This is a genomic window from Anaerolineaceae bacterium oral taxon 439, from assembly GCA_001717545.1.
Lineage (GTDB): Bacteria > Chloroflexota > Anaerolineae > Anaerolineales > Anaerolineaceae > Flexilinea.
Window position 1 is genome coordinate 2,612,637 of the sequence record CP017039.1, and the last position, 26,486, is coordinate 2,639,122.

Consider the following 26,486-nt stretch of genomic DNA (forward strand, 5'->3'; position numbering starts at 1 on the left):
ATCCTATCCTCCCGCCCGCCTACAGCAGCGAGACCGGGTCCATTTCAAAACGCGCATCGCCGAAATTAAACCCACGCAGCGTATCGGCGATCCGCGCTCCGCGCAGGACAACCTGCCAGCGGTAACGATCGTTCAGCTTCTGATAAAAACAGGGTGTCGGACCGATCAGGCGAATTTCTCCGCCGCGCTGCGCGATGACGTTTCGGAGCTCCGCCGCTACGCGAAGACAGCGGGACTGAGCCCGCTCCGGGCTTCCGCTGATGATCAAAACACGCGCCATTCTCGAAAACGGCGGGTACCCCAACCTGCGTCGATACGCCAGCTCCTGCGTATAGAACGCGTCGGCGTCGCCCGCGACCGCCGCAGCCAACGAATAACGCTCCGGCTGATACGTTTGCAGTACGGCGCGACCGGGGGTTTTTCCCCGCCCGGCGCGTCCGATAACCTGCGTCATGAGCTGATAGATCTGCTCATCGACGCGATAATCCAGCAGCCCGCCGCCAATCTCCGCGAGAACGACGCCGACGAGCGCGACGTCGGGTAAGTCGAGCCCCTTCGAAACCATCCGCGTTCCGATCAACATGTCCGCCTCCCGGTTCATGAAACGCGACAGAATCTCCTCGACCGCGCCTTTTCGCCCGGTCATATCCGAATCCATGCGCAAAATCCGTGCCTGCGGGAAGGTCTCTTTCGCGAGAAGCTCGACCTGTTCAATGCCAGCGCTGAACCGATTGATCTCCGTCGATCCGCAATGCGGACAGACGTCGGGAACCGCGGCCTTGTAGCCGCAGAAATGGCATTCCAGCCGCCCGGTCGACTGATGCAGCGTGAGATTCAGGTCGCATTTCGGGCACTTGAACGCCTCGCCGCAGGCAGCGCAAAACGTATAAGAAAACGAGCCGCGCCGGTTCATGAACAGGATCGACTGACGCCCCGCGGAAAGCGTCCGGTTCACCGCGCCGACCAATTCCCGGCTGAAAAGCGATCGATTCCCGTCCTTAAGCTCCTCTCGAAGATCGACAACGGTCGCCTCTGGGACGGTCGCCAGCCCGGGACGCGCCGTCATCCGCAAAAAAGTCCAACCGGACCGCTCCGCCTTGTACCGCTGCGCGACCGTCGGTGTTGCCGAGCCGAAAACGACGGCCGCGCCGGCAATTTTCCCGTAAGCGACCGCCAGTGGGCCCGCCGAGAAATACGGCGCGCTTTCTGATTGATAATACGAATCGTCATGGCACTCGTCCATCAGGATCAGGCCCAAATCCGGTAACGGAACGGCGAAGGCGGAACGCGTCCCGACGATAACGCGGGCACGCCCGGATCGTCCCGCGTTCCAGGCGTCGAACCGCTGACCTTCAGATAATTTCGAATGATAAACTGCGACCTGCCCCGGGAACCGGGCGCGGAAACGTGCGGCGAGCTGCGGCGTCAGGGCGATTTCCGGAACCAGGACCAGGACCTGCTTTCCGAGCGCGATCGCCTCGCCGGCAGCGCGCAAATAGACCTCGGTCTTCCCGGAACCAGTAACGCCCTGAATCAGCGCTGCGCCGTCGCCATCTCCACCTCGCAGCCGATAAGAAATCGCGGCGACCGCGGCCGCCTGCTCCTCCGTCAGCCGGATATCCGACGGAGCCGGATACTTCTCAGGGAGCGTCTCCGTATATTCCCGGGCGACGTCAAGCTCGACGATTTCCGCCAGCCCCAGCTTACAGAGCGCCGTCAGATCAGCCGTACTCCCGCCGCAGGCATGAATCGCCTCCGCCGCCTGCGCCGGGGAATCCTGATTCCGCAGCCAGGTTACAATTTCACAGCGCCGCGTTTGAGCCGGTTCGGATTTCGCCAGCCGCCCCTTCCGCTCCCCGGCGAAGGCCCGCCCCGCTTCCGTAAGCCGAACGCCTTTGACCGTCCTTTTCTTATCCTGCGGCCTTTTCAAAGCCAACCGGCGCGCAACTTTCCCCGACCGGATCAGGCGGCCAATGACTTTACCCAGCTCAGCCTCGAACGGAAATTCAGCCGTCAGCGCTTTTTCCGGAACCGCGGCGCCGGTCGCACGTTGAAGTTCGGCGAGCCTGCAGAAAACGCGATCGCCGATCGGCGCCGATGGATCGAGGGAATCCTCGAAAACGCGCCCCTGAAGAGGCTCCGCGTCGAGGATCTCGGGCGGGATTTCAAGGAACGCTTCGGATAAGCGCCGAATCTTCTCGGGCATCACCACATTCATGCAGGCGGACAACGGAGAAAGCGTCCATTTCGCAAGGGCAAACCCTAATTTCAACTGGGCCGCAGTAACAATCGGAGCCTCATCGATCAGGAAAAGAACCTCTTTCAGCCGGTCAATCTCGCTCGAAGCCGCGAAACCGATGATCATTCCCTGAATATAATCGCCGCCGAGCGGAACCGCGACGAGACTTCCCAGCGCCGCCCGGTCACGAAGCGATTCGGGAACCGCGTAATCAAAGACCCCCTCGCCCCGCGGAATCGCGGTCAGAACCTTCGCGATCCTTCTTCCGTCCCGGGATTTCACTTCATTCGCAGCGCGATCCAATTTCATTCCTCGGCCATTTCCCGTTCAGCGGAGAAAATACCACCAATACAGCGACAATGCGTTGACCAACATCCCGACAATCGTCAAGAGGATAAAAAACCAGGATGCCCGACCGCGCATTCCCGCCGCCATCAGGAGAAAAAGCGGGAAGACAAAATCCATCAGGTAGCGGTACCCGATCTGCTCCGCCCCGGTATTATGATACAGCAGCAGCATTCCAACCGAAAGCAGGATCGAAATCCAGGCGCCAACGCGCCAGATATCGGTCCGGACGCGTTTTCCGGACGGAACGTCTCCGCGCCGGAAAGCGTAAACGATCGGCGGCGTCATGATAAAGATCGAGTACCCCGCGATTCCCGGCCGAAAATAAACCGATCCGCCGTCTATCCCGACGCGCGGCAGCGCCGTTATCATTACGCGCCAATTCGTCGGAAGGAAATGCGGATGGAACATGCCGTACCGACGGGCGGCTTCAACGATGAAAGGAGCGCCATTAATCGTCACGTACCCGAAATCAAGCCCATCGCCAAACCGCAGCCAATTATACGCCAGCAACAGCGCGACCGAGAGAACGACCGGAATCGCGGCCTGAACCGACCAGCAAACAAACGCCCGCAGAGGAAACGTCCTAAGCGTAAACGCCCCGCGCGCGTACATCCGCGCGAGCATGATCCCGGCGAGAAAAAAAGCTGTCGGGAAAACGTTCGGGCGGCAGAGCATCGCGCAGCCGAGCATCGCGCCGATCAGCCATGGAGAGCCGCCGCGCAGCGTCGCCAGACAGGACAACCCGATAAAACAGACGGTCATCAATTGGGCGACAAACCACATCTGCCCCAGCGTAACGAGCCAGGGATTATTCGTGCCAAGCGCGAAAGCAACCGCCAGCCAGAAAATCGCGGCATCGCTCAGATCGAAAAATCCTGCTCGGATCGCCGCGCGTACCGTCCAGATCAGGATCAGGACGTTCAGCGCGCCAACCAGCGCCGAAACGACGGTCATATTCACGCCATCCAAACCAAGCCAGGCGACGAACGGAATCAGGACGAGCGCAGGCATCGGCGGATTTGGAACGTACCAGCGCCCCTGGAACAGGGTCAGATCATGATTCGTCAGCGGATTTTCCAGATACAGCCTTCCCTTCAGGAACGCGTCCGCCAATTCACCCCAGTACGCCTTCGCCGGCGTATCGGTCCGGATCACCCAATAAGCGGTCAGCCGGAAAGAAGCGAACGTCAGCGCAAAGATAAACGCGTCGGTCAGAAAAGATACGAGCCAATCCGGAACCCGGTTCCCCTTTCCCCTGGACACGTGCGTCAGCGCCAGCAGTCCCGCGAACATCGGAGCCGGAAGAAACGTTACGCCCGCATGAAACAACCGGCGGCCCCAGTCAATCGAATCATAATACATGAACCCGGCCGCAAAGATGAGCAGGAAAAGACAGATTCCGCTCCATCGCAAAGCCGGTCTGTCTCGATCCCCTCCAGCTCCCAACCGTCCGAGGTACAGCGAGAGCTGAGCCGCCAGCAGCACGATCCAAACCAGCAGCGGGCCCAAACGCGCAGCGATCGATCGCGCCGTCCCGTCCAGCGCATGCGCCGGGCCGGCCGCGAAAAAAAACAGCGCCGCCGTCAGCCAGAAGAATCCCCATGCCAGCAGCCGGGCGGCGTTTGCCGCAACCCGAAGCGCATGGGACGTACGCAGGCTGCGCTCGATCCGATCCGCGAAAACGGATACGCCAAACCAGCCGGCGTCAGCGGCGATCATCAGCGCGACGATCAGCAGCCGTTCACGCGACAACCCGAACAGAACGGCGCTCCCGCGCTCAGACCGCGTCCAAACGCTCAAAACGATCGCCAGGATCCCCTCGATCCCTGAAAGCAGCGCAATTCGCCGCAGCGTCGGCGGACGACGCTGCGATATCGAGAACAGTTCGTTCAGACCCATGAGATAATTTTACTGCAACGAAGGACGAAAGCGAAACCCCGCAGTTGGTATAATGGCAGTATCATGCTTATTGGGAGGATTGAGATGAACAACAAAGATTTTTTACGAATCAACGTCGGTTACCTCTTAAATCAAGCGGTCGGAACTTATCGCGACGTTGATTTTGAAACGCCGCATCTTGAAATTGACGCTGATTTCCAGGTCGAAAACTTTAAAGGGACTGCGCGACTGAGTCGCGTCCAGCAGGGGATCCTTGTGCAGATGAATTGCGAAGGAGATACGGAAATCGACTGCGTCCGCTGCCTGACGCCGTATACGCAGCATTTAACCGTCGAATTTGACGAACTGTTCGCGCTCCCCAACCTGCGGCAGAATCAGGACGCCGATAATTTCCTCCCCGAAAACGGAAATATCGACCTCTTCCCGCTTGTAGACGAGTTCATGACGATGGAAATCCCGATCAAGCCGCTCTGCGACAAAAACTGCAAGGGACTTTGCCAGGAATGCGGCGCAAATCTGAACGTTGAAACATGTGAACATCACGCCATATAACACGCTTTTACAGAAAAAAAGCGGCTTGAGGCCGCTTTTTTTGTAAAAATCCGAGGATCACCTCTTCCGCAGCATTGCGACCGAATCAGCCGCGGGCTTCAGCTCGCGGAACCGTATCGTCACGACGAACCCGTCGACTTGAACGAGATACTCCGACGGAAGATCGCCAACCTTCAGTTGATACGAGTACGGCTGGCCGGCGTCGGTCATCCCGATCATATCTGTCCATCGATACGTCGTCACCCCGTTGGGGAACGAAACCCGTTCCAGATTCAGCGCTGCGTCGTTGAGGCTGCGCTGCAGCGTCAGTTCAACGGTCGGATGCGGCCCCGGAACGTCGATCCAGCGAATCTCAGCGTCGATCTTTCCCGACTGCTGATACAGCACGGGTTCATAGCGGTAGGTCACGGTCAGACCTTCCGGAACGCCCGAATAATTTACCAACGGCTCAGCGTTAACTAACGCGTATCCAAAAGCGCCGCCCTGTTCGTCGGTCATCGGCAAATTTTTCCATACGTAAGCGAGTTTCCCATTCGGGATCTCAACCGTATCGATATTTTCGTTCGTTCCGTCCGGAAGCGACCGTTTCAGCGATACGACCGCGGTCGGATGCGTTGTTGAGTTCCCTTCCCAGGCGATACGACCGATAACGTCGCTCACCGGCGGTTCGTATCGATTCAGGAGGGTTAAACCATCTTCAATCTTTCGATAATTTTCCGGAACGACCGGTTCGCCGATCGAATATTCGTAGGGAACGCCCTGATCGTCGTACAACGGGAGCGCGCTCCAGGAGACCGCCTGATTCGTGACGCCGGTCGTCGTACCCGCTTCAAGCTTCCGCGGTTCGCCGACCGCTTCGCCGTTACAATAAAGCTGAATCTCGACGGCAGGACGCGGCAGCTTCATCCCGTTTTCCCATTGAATCGTCCCCTGAACCGAGCCGAGCGGCGACTGATACGTGTAAACCGCTTTCAGCCCATCGACGGACGCCTCATAGTTAGCGATCGCGACACTGTTCATCAGCGAATAGGTATACAGGTTGCCTTCCGCGTCCGTCAGCGGCAGCGAGGGCCAGACATGCGTCGTCACGCCATCCTGGAATGACGTTGAACCGACCGATTCGATAACGCCCCCTTCCGCGCGGCGCATCAGCTGGACCGTGACGGTCGGGCGGGGATCCGGTCCATTTTTCCATTCGATTTCCCCGGTAATATCCTCTGATTTTGAAACGTACCGGTTTGTAATTGTCGTATTGTCCGTTTGGAGCTGCTGGTAACCCTCCGGGACCTCAACCTGCCTGATCCGATAAGCGTAAGCGCGTCCGTTGGCGTCGGTTTCCGGGACCGCGGTCCAGGTCATGACGCTTTCCGCCGCACCGATCCCTTCCGGAGCGTCCCCCGCCGGCATCTTGTCTTCGCCATAGGGGACGCCGTCTCGAAGCAGCTGGAGCTGGACCGCCGGACGCGTCAGCGCAGATCCGCCCACCCAGACGATCCGAAATGCCGGCGTGATCATGCGCGTCTGGTACCGCTCGATAATCCGAAGCGGCTCCGTCGGATCGCTTTCGTCATTCCAGCGTTCGTCGTCCCCCGTCAGGTTTTCAACGGAATACTGGTAAGGGACTCCCTCGCCGTCAGTCCGATCGACGCACCAGGTTATCGTTTCCGTCGTCTTCGCCGTGCCGGCGGGCTGCGGCGAGGGTCTGACCATGACCGGATTCGTGGGCGCACAGATTTTCCCGCCAATACGATCCGCGGACGTCAGCGTCACCGGTACCGCTCCCCCATTCCCGCTCGTGCGCATCAGCTGCAAGCTTGCGTCTGACCGCTGAAGCTGACCGCCAAAACGGACGAGCTCGGCCTGAACCGGGATTTTTTCAGATTGATACGCGTACGTCAGCGTCAATCCGTCTTCGGTAACGAGATAATTCGCCGGCGGATTTGGATCGTGGACCGTATATCGGTACGGCTGGCCGACAGCGTCGGTCTCGGTCACGTCCAGGCAGTCCGCCGAACCGCCAGTCGCCTCATCGCACCAGGCGATCTCCGCGCCGCCATCGCTGTCGAAAGCGGTATCCGGGGAAACCGTTCGCAGCGCGCCGACACGCTGACCGTTCCGCCGCAATTCCAGCGTAATTTCCGGACGCGGAAGCGCCGAGCCTCCGATCCAGCGCACGAGGAGCCGCGGAGAGATCGAGCGCGAATGATACGTGCTGAGAAGTCTGAAAGGATCAGATTCGTCAACCGATTCCGTCCAGAGCGGCGAATCGCTTTCAGTCTCAACGACCTGATACGTAATTGGGTTACCTTCTGAATCATATTCATCGACGCACCAGTTGACCGCAACGGTCAGCGGATTCACGTGCACCGCGTCCGGATCCGGGTTCAGCAAAAGCGGGTTAGCCGCTTCACAGCTGACGCCATCGATTCCATCCGCGGCGGTCAGCAGGACATCGCGCGCTCGGCCCTCCCCGTCGAGCTGCTGCAGTCGCAGCTCGGCAGACTGCCGCACGTACTGACCGTCAATCCAGACCTTTTGAACTCGAACGATTTTCTTGTCCGATCGGAACGCATGCGTGATCGTCAGCCCGTCGACGGAAACGTCATAATTCGCCGCCGGAACCGGCTCAGCGACGGAGTACAGGATCGGACGTCCCTCAAGATCGGTCTCGGGCAGCGCGCTGAATCCGGCGTTGGGGAAGGCGCGGATGAGATCGATCGCCTTGCCCGCGCTCGTCCCGGAAAGTCCGTCCGATTGAAGCGTAACCAGGCTGCCAAGCTGCGTTCCGTTACGAAGGAGCGCCAACGTGATCTCCGGATGAACGTAGTTCGCGCCCCCTTCCCAGTTCACGATAATTTTCGGCTCAGCGGCCGGAATCCGATAGCGCTTGACGAGTTGAAGCGGGGAATCGGCGCTCGCCGGAAGCCAATAAGGAGACGTCTCCGCCTCAGCTTCCGTCAGGAAATATTCGATCGGCTCCCCGCTCGAATCCGTCGCGTCAACACACCAGGTCACGCTGATCCGCGTTTGATCGTTCTCGGTCAGCGCGCTGACCGGGATCAGCGTCGCCGGATTTTCCATCGCGCAGCTTTTCCCTTCGATGACATCCTCCGCGCCGATCAGGACGCGTTCCGGATCGCCCCCCGCTGCACGCCGCATCAGCACAACCCGAACCGGAAGGCGCTTCAGTTGACCGTTGATCCAGGTAACCCCGCCGGTCACGCCCGTTTTCGGCGGAACGTACGTATTCGTCACGGTCATTCCCTCCTGAGCGGCGCGGTAGTTTTTCGGCGCGTTCGGCTGATTCAGCGTGTAAACGTACGGTCTCCCCGTCGAATCGGTCGCGGTCAGTCCGCAATCAGGCGCAGACTGCAAATCATAGCAGCTATCGATCGTGAACTTCGTTTCCGTTCCCTCGCCCGGAGCCGCGGTCAGAAGAATCGAATTTCCAATCCGGGTCCCGTTCCGGTAAAGTTCGAGAAAAACCGGCGGACGGAACGTCTTCTCACCCTGAACCCAGACGACGCTTCCCGACAATGAGATCGGAGGCGGATTATAGCGAAGCGTCAGCGCCAGCGGCGCGTCCGACGCCACGGCTTTCGCTTCCCAATTCTCGGTCAGCTTTTCCACCTCGATCTGATATTGAATTTTCGAACCGTCAGCCGCGAATTCGTCAACGCACCAACGGACCTGCCGCGACGAATCCATGTCAGGATCAGGCGGCATCATATAAACCGGATTTCCCGCAGCGCATTCGCTTCCTTCGATCCGGTCCGCCTCGGTCAGATCGACCGGCCGTGCGGCACGGGTCGCGGGGTCAACCTTCAGCAGCGAAAGAAAAACCGGGCTGCGTACCGTCTCGCCGTCGATCCAGGTCAACCGCGCGTCGACGCCGATTTTCCGGGATTGGAAGACCGCGGTCAGCTTCATCCCATCAGGCGTAAGCAAGTAATTCTCCGGCGCCTCGACCGGGTGAATCGAGTAAATCATCTCGCTGCCGTCGATCGCTGACGCGGGCAGATCGTCCGGCGTTAATCCGGGAATCAGCGAAAGCAGCGAAACCGGAGCGCTCACGCCTGCCCCCGATCTCCCGTCCGAAGCGAAATGAAACGCGGGCGCAACCGCCTCGCCGTTTCGGCGCAGCTCGAGCGTCAGCGCAGGATGAAGCGCCGTATCGCCGCCAACCCACTCAATCGTCAGCCGCGGATCCGCAGGAAGTACGCGAAACGTTTTTACAATCTCCGATGCCGAGTTCTCGCCGGCCGAGCTCGCCCAAGGCGTCTCTTCGTCCAAGACACGCTCTCCCCCATCCTCTTCGACAAAATAATTGTACGGATTTCCGTCGATATCCGTTTCAGGGACGCACCAGGTAACTGACTCGGTGATCTCGTCCGGCTGATCCAGCGCCCTGATCGGCGCGACGGTCACTGGATTAACGACCGTGCAGTTCTGATTCGAGACAGTCGTCAGCATATCCGCCGAAACCGCTTCTGTCGTCCCATTCGCGTTCCGGCGAACCAACCGCAGCCCGACCGATTCGCGCATCAGCTGGCCATGGATCCAGGTTACCTTTCCTGTGACCGGGACCGTCCGCGGGATCAGCGTGTTCGTAACCGTCAGGCCTTCCGTTGAACTCGTGTACCCTTCCGGCTTGGCCGGCTGAATCACAGTGTAATCGTAACGGAACCCGAATTCATCGGTCACCGGAACGTCCTCCCAGGTCGCCTCGCTCTCCGTCACGCCCGGCTCTTCCGATTCTGGAATAACGGCCGGTCCTCCGTAAAGACTCCCATTCTGGAGCAGCAGCAGGCTTGTTTTTGGACGGATAGCGTCCGGTCCGCCGCGCCAATAGATTTTCGCGCTGAGCGAACGGAGCTCCGACGTATAGTTCAGCATAATCGAAAGCCCGTTTTCCTCAGCACGATACGTCGAAAGCGGTTCGGCGAGGACCATCCGATAGGAATACGGATTTCCCAGAGGATCAACTTTCAAAAGATTCTGCCAGGTGTACGACGTCACACCGTCCGGAATCGTCACGGTATATAAGTTGGTCAGCGGTTCAATCAGCCCGGCCCGCTGCAGCGTGACGCGGACCGCCGGCCGCGGTGAAATTCCCCCTTCCCAGATCAGGGTCCCGGTTACCGAAATCACGTCCTCAACGAAAATATTCTCGACAATCATCGAGTTTTCGCGCTTGGCATACCCCTCCGGCGTGATCGGCTGCGTCACGCTGTACACATACGCCGAACCGTCCGCGTCGGTTACCGGGACATCGTTCCAGGTCACGGATGACTGTTCAACGCCGGGGACCAACGACGCTGGGATATAGCGCACCGGCCCATAAGGGATCCCGTTTTGAAGCAGCACTAACGAGGTTCGAGGCCGATACATCATCTCGCCACCGATCCATTTCACGTAACCGATAAACGTTGCCGTTGATACCGATCTCGAAAATTTCAGGTCCATTCCGTCGATTGCTGAAACAAACCCATCGGGAACGCTGTCGGCCAACGCGACCTGATAGCGATACCGCCCGCCCAGAGGATCCGCCGCGGGAAAATCCCCCCAACGATACAGCTCTGTACCATCGGCGACGGCCACTTTCCGGAGATCGGTCCGAATTCCGTTTGAATCGATCCGAACCAGGGTCATCTGAACGGTCGGATGCGGCGGGGCGCTCTCACCCCAGTCGATCACCGATACCAAAGACTCCACCCCTCGAACCGTTTCCGCCGGCGAAAGCGTCTCGGGATTGGCTAACCGGAGAGACGGCCGCTGCGCAGCGGGGGCGGGCACCGAATCCAGAACCGGATCCATTTCGTCCAGACGCCGGGCCTGAACCGCTCGCGCGGATACGGCAAAGCCGGCGAAGCTAAAGAGAATCAGAAAAACTGCGACGGATTTCCGCAAAAAACCGGCGATATCGGCATAGGAATAGAGAGGTTCGTCCTTGGATTTCATACCATTTAATTATATCAATGGAAGCCCCATAGCGCAAAACATTGATTTTTTCTTTTATCTCAACTGATAACTAATATTTATCCGCCAACAGATCATCTAAAAACAGATGACAACAAAACCAAACTAAGCCACGATCCGCGAATGGGCGGATCCAGGCCATGACTTATAAATCGAAAGAGGCGGGGAAAAACCCGCCTCTTGTAAACTTTTACGCCTTACTTCACTTCGATCAGCACGGCCTGAACCACGCGCCGATAGGCGTACCGGTCCGTCTTCTCGCTGTAATCCTCACAGGTCAGCAGCGTGATCCACGTCCCGTCCTTCTCCGCCATCACCGTTTCGACGTCCTGTTCCGTGACCTGCTTCGTTTCACGGACCTCATACACGTATGTCTTCCCGAAGGCCTCGATTTCCACCTGGTCTCCATACCCCAGCGTCTTCAGTCCCGCGAACGGTCCCGGATTATTGTACGCATCCCAGACATGCGCCGTGATCACCGAGTTCCCGGCCCACGTCGGATATGCGCTCCCTTCCAGGTACCCCGCCTGCCCGTTCAGCCAGCTCACGTCCCAGTTCCCGTCCGTCTTCTGCACGCCCGTGACGCCCAGCTCCACGTTCAGCTTCGGGATTCGCAGCGTTATCTCCGACGCCTGGTATTTCTTCGCCGCCGGCTGCTCGCCGACCGTCGTCACTTTGCCCGGCGTGAACCCAGTCCGCGGCAGCCCGTTCGAATACGCCATTCCTGGCGGCAGCGGCAACCCGTTATTGATATAGTATTCCGGCGGCAGGTCCGGATCATCGACATCAGGTTGCTCATCCACTCCCCACATCCGATTCGTGAACGTACAGAGGATCACTTCACCGTCATCCAGCCCGTAGTACGCCGACATCGTGTAGAACTCTTCCCGCGTCTCTAACGTCCCGACCCGTCCGCGCTCCACGCATTTTACCGAATGCTTCGTCCATCCGTCATGCTCCAGCTCCAGCGACTGCCACTGCTTCCCGTCCGGGACCGCTCCCGTCTTGATCAGGTACTCTCCGTCCCCGATTTCGCCCGACAGCACCCCGATGAAGCTGAATCTATCGCCCGCTTTCGCCGGGATCGTCACTTTTTTCGCCATAATCGTATTCGGCGGAACGTTCACAAACGTTAACGTCACTTCTTCCTTCGGTTCCACCGTCACCGTCGCCACCGTTTCCCAGTCCGTCGCCGTAAACGACCCCGTCGGTCCGTAGCTGTACGTTCCGACCCGCTGGTCCCCCAGCGCTTTCAGCGGTCGCCGCCCATGCACCGAGCTCGTCACGATCACGTCGATCGTCGTCCACCCTTCCAGGTTCTGCTGCACGATCGTGTACTGCCCCGGCGTGACTTCCTGCACGTTCGGCGCGCTCGTCGTCGACAGTTGGAACGGCAGCAAGCCGGTTCCACCCGTCGCATAGTTGTAGTCCGGGAACCCGCTGTAGTCCGGGTTCAGATACGTCGTATTCTGCGTTACGACTCGCCCGGCCTGCAGGTTGCGCAAATTATAAGTGCAGCGAATATCCTTCTCAAGCGGCATCTGCGGAATCGAGAAGAGCCCGGTCAGCTTCCCGTAGAAATCCACCTTCGCGTCAACCGTCAGCGGTTCGTCCAGCGCCGGATCCGTGCTGTCCAGCGGCCGCGCCACACAGCTGATGCTGTCCACCGCCCAGACCTCGGTATCCAGCTTCGGGATTGAGATCCGGTACGTCTCGAGATTCATGTTATCGTGCATAACGGTCGACGGCGTAACCGCTTCTTCGCCGTTATAGTCAAGGTCCTGCGTCGGGCGTACATCCGTATCGCTGCGAACCTCGACGCCAAATTTCTGGTCCGAAAGCGGCGAGGCAACAACGCCGACCGTCAGCCGGCTTAGCTTCGCGTTGACCGCCGTCAAACCCGTTTCCGTCTTGAAGTAGCCCGCCGGCGTGAAGTCGTTCCCGCTCGCGTCAACTTCCTGAACGGTGAACGTGTAAGATTCGCCACGCAGCGTCATCAGCGCAACGTTCGGCCAGGTAACCTCCGTCGTCCCGTCCGGAAGCGGCTGAATCGCGGCTGAAGGAACGTCTTCGACGGGGCCGCCGACAACCTGACGCCGGACCTTCAGCCATACCGTCGGCCGCGGCGCGGGCCCAAGACCCCAAGCCTTTTTCCCGACGATCGGGCCGGACGGCGGAACGAACGTATTCGTCACGGTCAACCCATTCTCCGCCTTCGTGTAATTCGCCGGTTCGTAATCCGCGCCGCTCGCGTCAACTTCCTTCACTGTGAAGATATACGGCTCGTCCGCATGATCGCGCAGCTCAATCCCGGTCCATTTCGCTTCGACCGTTCCGTCCGGAAGCTCGACAAGCGGAGCCTCGGCGAGCGGGACTTCCTGAACCGGACCGCCCTGGATATTGCGGTAGAGCTTGAACCACACCGTCGGACGGACGGACGCTTCCCCGTTGACCCAGACCTTCGTCGCTGTAACTTCCGCCTTCGGCGGCACATAAGTATTCGTCAGGCTGAGCCTGTTCGGCGTCATTTCCGAGAGCTGGATCCCGCCCGGCTGGTCGATCGTTTCCGTGAAATTCTCCGGAACGTTCGGCTGATGCACCTTATATGTCAGCGGGTTCCCATCCTCGTCCGTTATCGGCAGCGTGATCGTGTTCGTCGTCCCGCCGCCAGACGGGAAGTCGACCGTATAGGTATTTCCTTTGTTGTCCGTAACCGTCGCCAAGGTTGCCGGCGGTGTCGCCGGTCCGCCGATCCAGTTGATCTCGACCTGGAGCGGAGCGCGCGGAACGACGTACGTATTCGTGACCGTCAGCGTCGCGTTATCGATCCCCGTGCCAAAGTTCGCGACCGGAGCTTCCTCAACCGTATAAGTATACGGCCGGCCCATCTGATCCATTGCGTTCAGGTTCGGGACAACCTCCGTCCAGACTTTCGGATCCCCAGCCGTCGCGTTCGCCACGGTCAGCGTATAAGTTCCAACCGTTTCGCTTCCAGCCACGCCGGCCGTCGTCCGTTTCAACGTAAACGTCACGTTTACCGGACGGCCGCCGACCCATTTCTTCGTCATGACCAGATTTCCGTCCTGATTGAACGGCGTCGGCTTGAACGTATTCGTAACAAGCAATCCGGCTTCAACCTTGGTCCAGTTCGCGGTTAATCCGTTGACCTCCTGAACCGTGTACGTGTACGGCTGACCGTTGAAATCGGTTTCATCGACGCACCACTTCGCATCCAGCGTCACCGAATCCGGTTCGCTCGCCCCAGCGGCCGGGGTCAGCGTCACCGGGTTCGCCGTTTCACAGGATAAGCCCGTAACCGTCTGCAGCTCGCCTGCCGGGACCTGCGTCGCCATCCCGCCGCCGACCGAGCGGAAGAGCGCCAATTCAATCGGAGCGCGCAGCATCTGCCCCTTGATCCAGGTCTTCTGGCCCGTCAGCGAAATAACCGGCGGGACATAGCGATAGACAATCTCCATCCCATTTTCATTCGGATTCGGATAATTCGGGACCGGCTGGTCGTTATGAATCGTATACGTATACGGACGTCCATAAGTGTCCGTCGCGGGCAGGTTCGGCCAGGTTTTTTCCGTCGTTCCCGGCGGGACCGCGACCCCGGTTTCGACCGTTTCCGGCGGCAGGCCCTCAATAACGCGCGTCAGCGTAATCTGCACGCCCGGTTTCGGGTCCGGCCCGCCCTGCCAGGTAATCTTGCCGACCTGATCCAGGAGCGTCGGCGCGAAGGTATTCGTAACCGTCGTCGCGTTCGTCTGCGTCCTCGTGAAATTCGGATGGCCCGCGCTGACCTCCTGAACCGTGTAGACATACGGCTGACCGGCATCGTTCGTTTCCGCGACGCACCACCCCGCCGTCAATTCGTCCGGATCGGCCGCGGACATCGTATGATCCGGCGTCAGCGTTACCGGATTTTCGCTCGCGCAGGGATCGCCCGGCGTCAATGGCGTCGATCGCAGTTCAGAAGCGGGAACCTGCTCCGCGGGCGCGGTTCCGACCTGGCGGAAGAGCGCCAGTTGGATCGGCTGACGCAGCGTCTGCCCCATGCTCCAGATTTTCTTCCCGGAAATATCGACCGTCGGCGCCTGGTACCGGTACGTAACCTTCAACCCGTTCTCTTCACGCGTGTAATCGCCGACGCTGCCGGAATGATGATGCAGCGTATATATATATGGGTTCCCGTCGAGGTCGGTCGCCGGAAGGCCCGACCAGGTCTGCGTCGTCGTCCAATAGGACGAAGCCGGGACCGTCGCATCCGGGTTGACCGGGATCGCCGTTTCCGTTCCTCCCGCGATCTTTCGCTTCAGCGTCACCGTCACCGCCGGTTTCGCGTCCGGGCCGCCGACCCATTCGATTTCGCCGGTCACGTCGCCGTTACTGTTATTAATCATCGGCGGGACATAGGTATTCGTGACCGTCTGGCCCGCTTCAGCCTTGGTATAGTTCGCCGGCGCGGCCGTCTCAACAACCGTATAACCGTACGGCGTCCCGTCCAGCTGCGTCTTCGGCAGGTCGGTCCATTCAACCGTGTTTGTCGCCACGCCCGCGGCCGTCGCCGCCGGGATCGTCTTCGGATCGCCGGACCCGCCGTAGAGATTTCCATCCTGCATCAGCAGCAGCTCAACAGCCGGACGCAGCAACGCGCTCCCGTTCACCCAGTTTTTCGTCCCAGTGACAGTGATCCGCGGCGGAATATAACGCAGGTGGATCTTCAAATCTTCGTTGACCGGGATTTCGGTCGTTCCGTCCTCGTCGACCTTCTGATACAAACCGGGGACGGTCACAACGTCGACCATATATGTATACAGCTTGCCGCTCGGATCGCGTTCGTCGAGGCCGGTAAACACGTTCGACAGCGTCCCGTCCGGAATATTCACCGGCGCGCCGACCGCTTCCTTCGTCCCGCCATCGGTAATCCGGTACAGCTGCATCCTGACCGCCGGCCGCGTCAGCGTACCGCCGTCGAGCCAGACAATTTCGCCGGTTTTGGAAACCTGATTCGGGAAGAACTTATTCCGAACGGTCATGCCCGTATTCTGACCCGTCAGCTCGTTTCCGGCGTCGTCAACCTTCTTGAACGTTCCCTCCGCGAACGCCGGCACGGTCGTTTCGTCGACACGGTACACATACGGTCTTCCCTGCGGATCGTTTTCCGGCATGTCTTCCCAGGACGCCGTCCCTTCGGCGACGCCCGTCGCCGTCGTCGCATCGATCGTCTTCGAGCCGACGGCTTCTTCCGCCGCCATCGAATCGCTCTTCCGATACAGCGTCAGCGTCACATCCGGACGCGTCAGCGTTTCGCCGCCGATCCATTGCTTCGTTCCAATCAGGCCCGATAAATAAGTATTCGTAATCGTTCGCGTCGCCGCGTCGATCGTCTTCCGATATTTCAGCGAATCCGGATTCGCCGTGTCCAGTTCCTCGTCTACCGAGAATTCGTACGGAACGCCCTCTGGATTGTTGACGTTCGTATACCAGACAACCGCGTCTTCCGTATTTCCCGGATTCGTTCCATCCTCGATCCGAACGCCGTTCTCCGTCGCGTAGGTTTCTCCGGCCTTGGTAAACAGCTCGCTGACAGGAACTTTCTCAGCCGTTCCGGCCGCGACCTTTCGATACAGCGTCAGCGTCACCGCCGGCCGCGTCGATCCCGCCCCGCCGCTCCAGACCTTCTTCGCATTAATTTCAGCTTTCGGCGACACGTACTGATTCGTTACCGTCAGAATCCCGTTGTCAACCGTTTTCACGTACAGCGGCGTCAGATTCTCGTCTTCATCGATCGTAAAGAGATACGCGATCCCGTCGGGATTCTTTTCATTCGTGTACCATTTCACGATCAGCGGGTCGCCGTCACGGATCGTCACGCCGTTTACCGCCGCATAATCCGAGGCTGGATGCGCCGCGTCCGTGAACAGCTCAGCCGCCGGGACCTTTTCCGCCGTGCCGCTCGGAATGCTTCGGTACAGCGTCAGCGTCACATCCGGACGCGTCAGGCTGGACCCGCCGATCCATACTTTGTTGCCGAACTTCTCGATCTTCGGCGAACGGTATTTGTACGTCAGCGTCAGCGTATCGTTCTCGGTAATGACCGTCGGCGTCGTTTCATTCTTAACCTTATCGAAATTCGTCTGGGGCGCCGTATCGTCGATCCAGTATTTGAATTCCTCGCCAGTCGCCTGATCCGTCTTCGGGAGATTTTCCCAGACATTCTTCCAGTCATGACTCGCGGCGGCGTTTTTATCCAGCGTCACCGTGCCGATCACTTCGACCGCCCCGGTCGGACGCTTCCGCTTCAGCTCGATGGTAACGCTGTCGCGGTCGCTTTCCTGGCCGCCAACCCATTTCACGTCTCCGGTAACCTTCCCGTCCCCATTGACGAGCGGCGGTTTATAGGTATTCAGGATCGCCATTTCGCCGTATGCAGCCGCCGTCGCCGCGTCATACGCGTACGTCTTTTCATAATTCGCCGGCGCGGTCGTCGACGTCAGCGGATCGCCGGTGGGCGTCAGCCCATCCCCGATCTCTTCGTCAAAATAATAGACAACCGGCGAACCGTTCCGATACGTCTTCGGAACGTACCAGTAGAACGACTGCGTCAGGAGCCCGGCCGCCGTCGATTCGGGGACCGAAACCGTCCCCGCCGTCTCGTACGTCACGCCCGGCGTCGATCCGTTCGTAAAGATCGCCGCCGGAAGAAGGTCTCCGCCGACCGATTCCGGCTTGACGAAGCGTCCGTCCTCCGTCTTAATATACAGCCCAACCGTAATCGCCGGACGTTTCAGCGTCGACGCGCCGTTCCAGTTCTTCGTTCCCTTGATTTCAACGTATTCGATCCGATACGTGTTAACGATCTCCATGCCGTTTTCCGTCTTGTCGTATCCCGACGGCGTTAACGGCGCTTTATTCGCGTCCGTCTCGATCAGCGTATACGTATACGGGCGGCCCATGCTATCTGTCTTCGGCAGGCTGTCCCATTTCTTTTCAACCGTCCATTTTTTATCGCCGTTCGCTTCCGTCGCCGCAGTTCCAATCGCGGCCGCCGTCGAAACGTCGATCGGATCGCCGACCGTCTCCGCCGTTCCGCCCGGAACCGTCCGGCTGAGCTGCATGTAGCTTTCCGGCTTCCCTTCAGGCCCGTTAATCCAGCTCGCCGTTCCCGTCAGCGGCGCGTCCGCCGTGTACGTCGGGACTTTATACGTGTTGGTTATCTTTTCCAGCTGCGGATTCCCATTCGCCGCCGCGGTCGTTTCGTGCGTCACCGTCCAGTTTTCCGGATCGGGAAGCGTTTCTTTAACCGAGTAAACGTACTTCACGCCGTCAATACCCGTTTCGTGAACGCACCAGGTCTTCGCGATCGTCTGCGTTGCGTTCGCGTCCGTCGCATCCGTGCTTGGCGTCAGCGTGACCGGGTTCGCCGTTTCACAGGTCTGTCCCGTCAGCGCTGCCTGCAATTCCGTATCCGGAACATCCGTCGGATCCCCCGCTGCGCCTTCCGGCTTCCGTTGCAGCGTTAAGGTAATATTCTGACGGAGCGTCTGTCCGTTTTCCCAAACCTTTTCCGCCGAAATCGGGATCACCGGCTGAACGTACTGATTCGTGACAGTATACCCGTCGATATTCCCGACCTGCGCAACAGAACCGTTGATTGTCGTCTGATAATTCTGAAGTTCCGTACCATTCGCTCCATCGCGGTTTTCCTTAACCGTGTAAACGATTCGGGTCCCATCCGATTTGACCGAAGGTAAGTTCTTAAACTCGCCGAGCCAGGTATTCTCATCGGCCGGGTCTGCGTTCGCATCCGTCAGCGTCAGCGACTTGTCCTCAACCTTGACGCCGTCCGCGTAGAGATCGATCGTAACCGCCGGACGTGTTTTCCCATCCCGCCAAACCTTCTTCACCGGGAACGCGACGTTCTTCACGCCGGTCACCGAGTTCGACGTGCCAAACAGCGCGCCCATCGAATACGAGACCGCAAAAGAGTTCGTCGACGTATCGTATCCCGTTTCGTAGTTCGACGCCGTGTCCGGTCCGATCATCGGCAAGTCGAAATAATGTTTCGAGAGCGGCTCGATTTTCTGACCCGCCTTAAGCTCGATTCGTACCGCCGTAACCGTGGACCAGTCGGCGGCCGTCGCCTGCCAGGCGCAGCCGCCCGCTCCGGCGTCTTGAACACCGACGACCGGATCCATCGTCGGATTCGGAGTCGTACAGTATTTAATATCGTACTTATCGGTCGCATTTCCGGTCGCCGGACCCGTCATCACGCCGTCGAACTGCGAGTTGCGCGCCGGAGAAGTCGAACCGGGGATCTGATAGTTCGAATCACCTATCCGCGGCAGTACGTCATAAATCAGGACGTTCCCTTCCGAGGTTGTCGACTGGTTATTGATTTGGATCCGGTAAACATACGGCTCGTTCAATGGCACCGGCGCGTCAGTCTTTCCAGCTGGCTTTCCCGCGGGGAAGATGAATTTCTCGGAGTTGACGACCGTCGGGATTGTCGCATTGAACGTCGCGTTCATCCGGATCGTCAAATCACTTGTCGATCCGTCGTTGTTCAGGTCGAGAACGTCCGGACGCGGGTACGTATTCGGGTTATGCGCCGGGTTCGTGTCCACCCCGTTCCCGATCCCAAACACCAGGTTTCCGCTCGCGTCTTTCGCAGCATACGGACGATTGGAAGCGTTCGTTTCTTTCGTAATCGAGGCGACATCTTCCCATTTCCAGAAATAGTGAACTTCATTTGCCTTGTCGCTGGGAATCTGTCCCGCCTGCGCGGCGTGTTTCGTCTCATAAATCGAGACAAGCGGCATCGGGATCGCGTCCTCGTTGATCTTCAATTTGAACCACATCCGCAGCGGAACGCAACCGTTCGCCGGCGGATTTTTCCAAACATCTCGCGTTTTAAAGTCTTTAAATTTGATCTTAACCGCTTTCAGTCCCGTTCCCTGAAAATCGGGAATGACCGTCGCAGAATCCACATACGACGCGATCGAAGCGTTCGTTGCCCCCCCCGCCCAGGTTTCGACCGTGTAGCCGGTATAATCCGCGCCAGGGGGAAGGAGCGCCGTGACCGAGAGACCTTTAATCATGGCGAAATCACATAGAGTCACATAGGTCCGTGCATCGAGCTGCGAACCAAGCTGGGTCGCGCCCTGACCAACGTTCGCGCTTTCCATCACAAAGCTCGGCGCCTTATACGTGTACCAGATCGGCGTACTCGGAACGGACAGCTGGCTCGGGACGTTCCCGCCAGGCAGCATCAGTTCCTGGTCAATCGAGGCATAGTTACAGAAAGCGTTCAGGTTCTCCGAGCCGCTCCCGTCCGGTTTACATTTCATCGGGGGCTGATCCAGTTGGGTCGTACTTCCCGGTTTGAACGGATATTGATGGAACGTTTCCTGATACGGATTAAGCAATTTCTCATCGAGGTGGATCGTGAATGCCCAGCCCGCGGGGAGCGTTTCCCCGGGGTCAAAAACAAATTCAAGACGATCGTACTTTCGGGTATTCCCGCCTAACGTCGCGTATGGCGCGCCCGCGTCAGCCGCTGCAATCTGCGCTGCAACCGCAGCGTCCGCATCCGGATCGATATCCGTGAGATACGTATCGCTTGAACCGGTGCTCGGCGTGACCGTAAGAACGTCGTACCCGCTTCCATCGCTTTTATAAGCGTGAATCTTAAGCTTTTGAACGATGGCCTGTTGATAAGAATAAGGGCGGCTAGCAAAACGAATCTTCGAGATGAATAACCGCGGGTCGAGATTATAATCGACAATTTTGTTGATATGAAGCCCGTTGCTGTTGCGGTTTTTAACCGAAATTGAATGTCCAAAGTTCGCCAGATCCAGCGATCCGAGCGCAAAATTGCGCGTATCCGGCCAGTATCGATCTTTCGCCAAGTTCGTGGGCATCGACCCCAACAGCCTGAACTTGAGCGTATCCGCCGCATTGGAGAGCGTTTCAAACTGAGGATCATAATTAACAGGCTCCAGATCCTTAAGCGTTCCGCTCATGACTATCTCTTTATTGACGATCGCGTTCGGGTAGCGTAAACAGAACCCCTTATTATTCAGTCCGTCCGTGATTGCGTTTCGAATTTGAGTGTGATCGGTTGTGTCGGCAATCGCCCCTTTCACGTCATAATCCAGGACGAGCTGATTCCCGACCTGTGTCCAGCCGGGACTGAGCGCCGCATCAAAAACCGCCGTACAAGTCGATTGGACAGCTGTTCCCGAGCTCAAATCCACGCAGGGATACGTCGGCAGGTCAATAACCGCCTTCCCTTTCGGGAAATAGCGCATCTTGGCGCCAATGTTTGAAAAGTTCGGCGGATTCGCCGTCGTGACGTGATACCGAAGCGGAGATGTCTGAGCCGGGTCAATGTAGGTAAACCCGCCGCTCGTGATTCCATTGCCGGCGTAAAGGTTTTGGTTATCGGCGTAGTTAGCATTATCAAAATCCGGAGAGCTATTAAAAAGCCACATCGTCGGCGGATCGTTCGCTAAGACGAACGGGTCCGCCATCGGGGAGGCTTCCTCGATCAGGGAACCATCCGACGCGAGCAGTTCCGTTTTCGGCGAAACAACAACGCCATTCGGAATGACGTTCTGAACATGATTTAGGATATTGACGTCGAACGATCCTTTCGTGACAACCGAAATATCTTTCAACGAGATTTCGACGTACATGTTATTCGCATCGGCAGTGACCCTGTAGGTCTTGGCTAACGAATTTCCGGCAGTGTCAACTCTATAATAGGAAGGGATGCCGCTGAAATACTTCTTTGGAAAAGTCAGCCGAATCTTTCCTCCTGTCAGCGTCGAGGTAAGCGTCGTACCGTCGAGCTTGACGGACATAACTTTCATGTCATTGTAATGATACCCACCTGGGGGATTCGTCGCCGTACCTTGACCGAGACGCGAAATGGAGACAATCGCTCCGCGTCCCTGCGCGATCGCGGCGCCAGCGAAACCCAGGAATCCGATCGCGGCGATCAGCAGCCAAATAAAACGAGTAAATCGGGTCATTTTCATTTTTACAGCTCCTATCCAGACGACAAAACAAATAATCTAACGCATCTATTCAATTATTTAATCCCGAACGGAATACGCCTGTCCCATTCCACATCATGGTCATATCCCATTTTTCGGCCTGATCTGCGTCGCCGCTATACACAGGCCTGACTTCCCGGCGAGAGAAGCAAAACGCCGAACGCTCCTCCGATCGCTTTCGCAAACCACATCGACGCTGTCAGCAAACAGACCAGAAGATCATTCATTGCCGGACTTCGCCCATTCAGCCCTGAAAGCCTCATTCGATTACCTTTCTCGTTAGAATGACCGAGCCCTTTCAATCAGGCAGTCGTTCATTATACCTTTTTTCTACTTATTTTGTCAGACCGCTTATTTTTTCATTAAGCCGCGTCCATTGATCAATAAAGATCAGATACATTACCTGACATCAGGCAACGCTGAACAGACCCTGCGCCCACCCGTTCGCATGCGCGTTTCCCGGCAGCTGGTTCCAGAAGCTTCCGGTTATCGATATCCGGTCGCGCCGCCCGTTCGCATGCGCGTTTCCCGGCGGCAACCGCAATCGGTTATCCACAGCGCAGCGTCAGAATCAAGGGGCAAAGACAACCAACAGATGACTGTCCGAAAACACGATCCTGATACGACATACGGCAACCTCCTGCTTTCTCTTCCTGACAATCCTTTATGACGCGATACACAGCTGAAAACGAGTCCCAGATGAGTTGAATGAAGCTGATAGCGTTTGTATTCCATAAGAATTATAACGGATTTTTTAATAAAAATTCAGGAAAGTCTGGATTCAAACCGATCGAAAGAATTTCAGTGAATTTTCTCCCTCTATCCCTCTGAAAAGTCATAGTTGAACGAGCGATCCGAACCCGCTACCCTTCGCTTAACGTCATTATTTCGCTATCAAAGAAAGGAACAGCACATGACACAACCGAACCAGTCTAAGGACCAGCGCCGCGAAACGTTCCCGGTCGTCGGGACGCCCGAATCCGGCGGCGATTTCGAAATCGTCGCGATTTCCGCCGGAGAAGGGAACGGTTGGAAATTCAGCGAAGACGTCCTCCGCCGTTCGCTCGCTCTTTTTGACGAAGCGCAATGCTTCATTGATCATCTTCAGCCGGGCGCTGCCGCCCGGCATTCCGTCCGCGATCTCGCCGGGATCCTGCGCGAACCGCGCTGGGACGAACGCACGAAAGCGATCTGCTGCCGGCTGACGCCGCTGGGCCCGGCCGCAGAGCTGCTGAAACGGGTCGGGGCGGCCGTTTTAGCCGAACCGGATATCCGCTCGAACGTCGGCTTTTCCGCCGACCTCGGCTTCAGCGCCGACGGCCGCGTCGTTACCGAGCTGAAACGCGTTTACTCGGTCGATCTGGTCGTGAATCCGGCGCGCGGCGGCGCGTTCAAAGCCGCGCTCGAAAAACTGTCGCTCGTAAACGGCGGAGAATTCGATTCGCTCCGCGACGCGTTCAGCGTTCGCGGCGAAGAATCCAAACGCGAAACGGACGCCGAAAAAAAGCTCTGCGCCGCGCTCCTGGACGAATCGCTCCGCGCCGCCCGGCTCCCCGCCCCGGTCGGGGACCGGATCCGCGCGAAGTTCGCGGGAACCGTCTTTTCGCCCGAGGCGCTGCGCGCTGAAATCGAAGACGCCCGCGTCATGCTCAGCGCGGTAACCGGACGCGAAGCGGTTCGCGGCGTTTCCCCTGCCGCTTCCGCCCGGATGACTGACGGCACGGACGAAATTACCGCGGCGCTGCATGACCTTCTCGGCGCGGAACGGCCCGCGGAGCTGAGCGGGCTCCGGACCGCGCGGCTGAGCGGAATCCGCGAATTTTATACGTTGGTAACCGGAGACGTCGATTTTCATGGCGGCTACGATCCCAGCCGGGCGCAGTTCGCGACGACCGCGGACCTGCCGGGAATCCTGAAAAACGCGCTGAATAAGCTCGTGGTCCAGCGCTGGGATGAGCTCGGTCGGAGCGGCTACCGCTGGTGGGAGCCGATCGTCACCGTTGAACATTTCAACAACCTGCAAACGATCAGCGGCGTCCTCGTCGGCGAAATCAACCTGCTCCCGAGCGTCAACGAAGGCGCGCCGTACGCGCCTCTCGGCGTTAAAGAATCGAGCGAAAGCGGAAGCTGGACTAAGTACGGCGGTTATCTCGGGCTGACGATCGAGATGTTCGAGCGCGACGACACGCTTCGCCTCCGGCACTTTCCGCAGAAATTAGCGACCGCCGGGCTGCGCCGAATCTCAGCGCTCGTCGCCGCCGTTTTCACGGACAACGCCGGGACCGGACCGACGCTCGCCGACGGGAAAAACGTCTTCGACGCGGCGCATCATAATTCAGGGACGGAGCCGCTGAGCGCCGAAGCCTGGGAAAAAGCTTCCGCTGCGATCTATAACCAGCCGCTCCTGATCCCGACCGGCGGGGTCCAGCCCAAACAGGCCGTCGACGCCCGCTACCTGATCGTCCCGCGCGGACTGCGGCTGACCGCCGAAAGGATCCTGTACCCGACGCTCGCTTATGCGCCGACGATCCACAGCGAAAATCTCCAGCGCGGCCATCAGGGCGACGTCCTGACCTGTCCGGAGTTCAGCGACGCGAACGATTGGGCGGCCGTCGCCGATCCGAAGCTGACCCCCGCGATCTTTATCGGCGAACGCTTCGGACTCCTGCCCGAAATTTATATCGCCGACGGTCAGGTCAGCGGCGCGCTGTTTACCCATGACGAGGTCCGGATCAAAGCGCGTCATTTCCTGTCGGTCTTCACGGCGGACCACCGCCCGCTGTATAAATCGAACGTCGCCGGCGAATAAGCGCCGGGTACTGGATCTTCATTGTTACATTAATTAATGAAAGGAAGGAACCACAATCATGAAACAAGTCCTCACCTCACGGAAATTCTGGGCGGCGCTCGTCGCCCTCCTCTACTCGTTTCTGAGCGCGCTCGCGCCCAACTTCCCGATCAGCGAAGAGCTGGCGGTTAACGTTGTGACCGTTCTTGCCGCTTATATTCTCGGCGTCGCGCTGGAAGACGGGCTCAGGGGATCGAACCCGGCTCCGAAACGGCCCGCGACAAAAAAATCGCCGGAAGCCTGAAGCGCACGGAGAGCGGAATCGCCGGGTGAAGCTGCCCTGAGGATAAGGGGACACCCCTTATCCTCAAAAAATCCCGGCTTCAGCGGGGACACGCCCCGCTCCTGATATCAGAGGGAATACTATGCGCAACGATTTCACCTTTTATCTCAACCTGATCCGCGGTCTCGCCGCTGACGAAGCCGGAAAGCGTTTCCCGGATGCGATGCTTCGATCCGCGCTGCGTCAGGCGCTGAACGATTATCAGCGCGCCTTTCCGAGACTGCGAACCGTCCCGGCGCGCGCCGCCTTCGTCGACGAATTCAGTCTCAGGATCAACGTCCCGGTCCCAGAGGACGAGATCATCGTCGGCCTGCGTCTCCCCAATCCTGAAAGCGAGATCGTCCTCCTCGAAGGCGACACGGTCCACCGCGAAAACGGCCACCTCCTTCTCCGGCTCGCTCCCGAACTCCATCGCCGCGTCCGCCGGATCGGCGCTTCGAAAATCGATCTCGTCCTCAGCGCGCCGCAAACCGTCGCTGGACTCGACGAAAACATGACCGAAACGACCGTCCCATCGCGGCACGCGTCGACGCTCGCGAAAGGAGCCGCGGCGGCCGCGTCCGGTATTCGTGCCGCCGCCGTAACCGAGGTTCATGGGAAACGCGTCGAAGAAATAACCGCGCTCAGCTCGGCGGCGAAAACGCTCTTCAGCGAATTCCGCGGCGAGCTTGCCGAACTCGGAATGACGGAAACCGGCTGCATCAGCGCGCTCCCGAACGGACCGTCTTTTCCGATCTGAAGGAGGGAAAATGAGCGAAAGGAACCCGCCGCCGGACTGGATCCCCGGCGAAAACTGCGACCTGATCCTGGCGCATGCGAATCATGAGCCGGTTCCGCTGGTCTGCGCGCCGACGCGCTATGATCCGACCGGTTCGCGCGTCCGGATCCATTACGAAGTCTATCCGAACGAGGACCCGAACGGACCGCCGCGAAAAATCCGCCATCTCTGGTTCCGTGCGCTGATCGCAGAACGGGTCCTCGCGCCGGACGGGTCGTTCTTCCCGGTCGACGGCGAAGCGCTGCGCCGGCGGCTGATCCGGATCCTTCGCGAGGAAAAAGACCTGACGTTGACGACGAGAGCCGGAACGATTCTCGGTCTTTATGGAAAGGATCATGTCGTCATCCGGTCGATCTACGCCGAAGCGGAAACGCTTGAAATTCATCTCAGCACGCTGAGCCTGAACGATCTTCCGCCAGCCGCGAAGGATACCTGGCTCGCCGAAGCGCTCAACGCGCGTTCCCGCTGGGGAACGGCCGTCTGGCGATAGCCCC

9 protein-coding genes are annotated in these 26,486 nt (G+C 58.6%); 5 read left to right on the forward strand and 4 right to left on the reverse strand.

The window, feature by feature from the left end:
• Positions 1 to 19 precede the first annotated feature (19 nt).
• A complete protein-coding gene (locus BEQ56_11555) occupies positions 20 to 2,548 on the reverse strand; it encodes a primosomal protein N' (GenBank protein ID AOH44051.1) in 2,529 nt (842 codons plus the stop codon).
• A gap of 18 nt (positions 2,549 to 2,566) precedes the next feature.
• Complete coding sequence (locus BEQ56_11560; GenBank protein ID AOH44052.1) at positions 2,567 to 4,486, reverse strand: hypothetical protein; 1,920 nt, start codon at positions 4,484 to 4,486, stop codon at positions 2,567 to 2,569.
• Positions 4,487 to 4,570: 84 nt separating this feature from the next.
• Here BEQ56_11560 and BEQ56_11565 point away from each other — a divergent pair, with 84 nt between their 5' ends.
• Positions 4,571 to 5,038 carry a hypothetical protein gene (locus BEQ56_11565; protein ID AOH44053.1) on the forward strand — a complete coding sequence of 156 codons (468 nt, stop codon included), beginning with the start codon at positions 4,571 to 4,573 and terminating at the stop codon, positions 5,036 to 5,038.
• Between the two features lie 57 nt (positions 5,039 to 5,095).
• Here the strand turns inward: BEQ56_11565 and BEQ56_11570 are convergent, their stop codons facing one another.
• Together BEQ56_11570 and BEQ56_11575 are read right to left on the reverse strand one after the other, a co-directional pair.
• Positions 5,096 to 10,999: a hypothetical protein gene (locus BEQ56_11570; protein AOH44054.1), complete on the reverse strand. Its 5,904-nt coding sequence runs from the start codon at positions 10,997 to 10,999 to the stop codon at positions 5,096 to 5,098.
• 215 nt (positions 11,000 to 11,214) lie between these two features.
• Positions 11,215 to 22,065 carry a hypothetical protein gene (locus BEQ56_11575; protein AOH44055.1) on the reverse strand — a complete coding sequence of 3,617 codons (10,851 nt, stop codon included), beginning with the start codon at positions 22,063 to 22,065 and terminating at the stop codon, positions 11,215 to 11,217.
• Between the two features lie 931 nt (positions 22,066 to 22,996).
• On the opposite strand from BEQ56_11575, the gene BEQ56_11580 reads away from it, so the two are divergent.
• From BEQ56_11580 to BEQ56_11595, 4 genes are all read left to right on the forward strand, one after another.
• Positions 22,997 to 24,892 (forward strand): hypothetical protein, encoded by a 1,896-nt coding sequence (locus BEQ56_11580; protein AOH44056.1) that lies wholly within the window; start codon positions 22,997 to 22,999, stop codon positions 24,890 to 24,892.
• Positions 24,893 to 24,950: 58 nt separating this feature from the next.
• The gene (locus BEQ56_11585; GenBank protein ID AOH44057.1) at positions 24,951 to 25,175 is read left to right on the forward strand and encodes a hypothetical protein; all 225 of its coding nucleotides are present in this window, start codon (positions 24,951 to 24,953) and stop codon (positions 25,173 to 25,175) included.
• Positions 25,176 to 25,296: 121 nt separating this feature from the next.
• Positions 25,297 to 25,953 carry a hypothetical protein gene (locus BEQ56_11590; GenBank protein ID AOH44058.1) on the forward strand — a complete coding sequence of 219 codons (657 nt, stop codon included), beginning with the start codon at positions 25,297 to 25,299 and terminating at the stop codon, positions 25,951 to 25,953.
• Between the two features lie 10 nt (positions 25,954 to 25,963).
• Positions 25,964 to 26,482 (forward strand): hypothetical protein, encoded by a 519-nt coding sequence (locus BEQ56_11595; GenBank protein ID AOH44059.1) that lies wholly within the window; start codon positions 25,964 to 25,966, stop codon positions 26,480 to 26,482.
• Positions 26,483 to 26,486 lie beyond the last annotated feature (4 nt).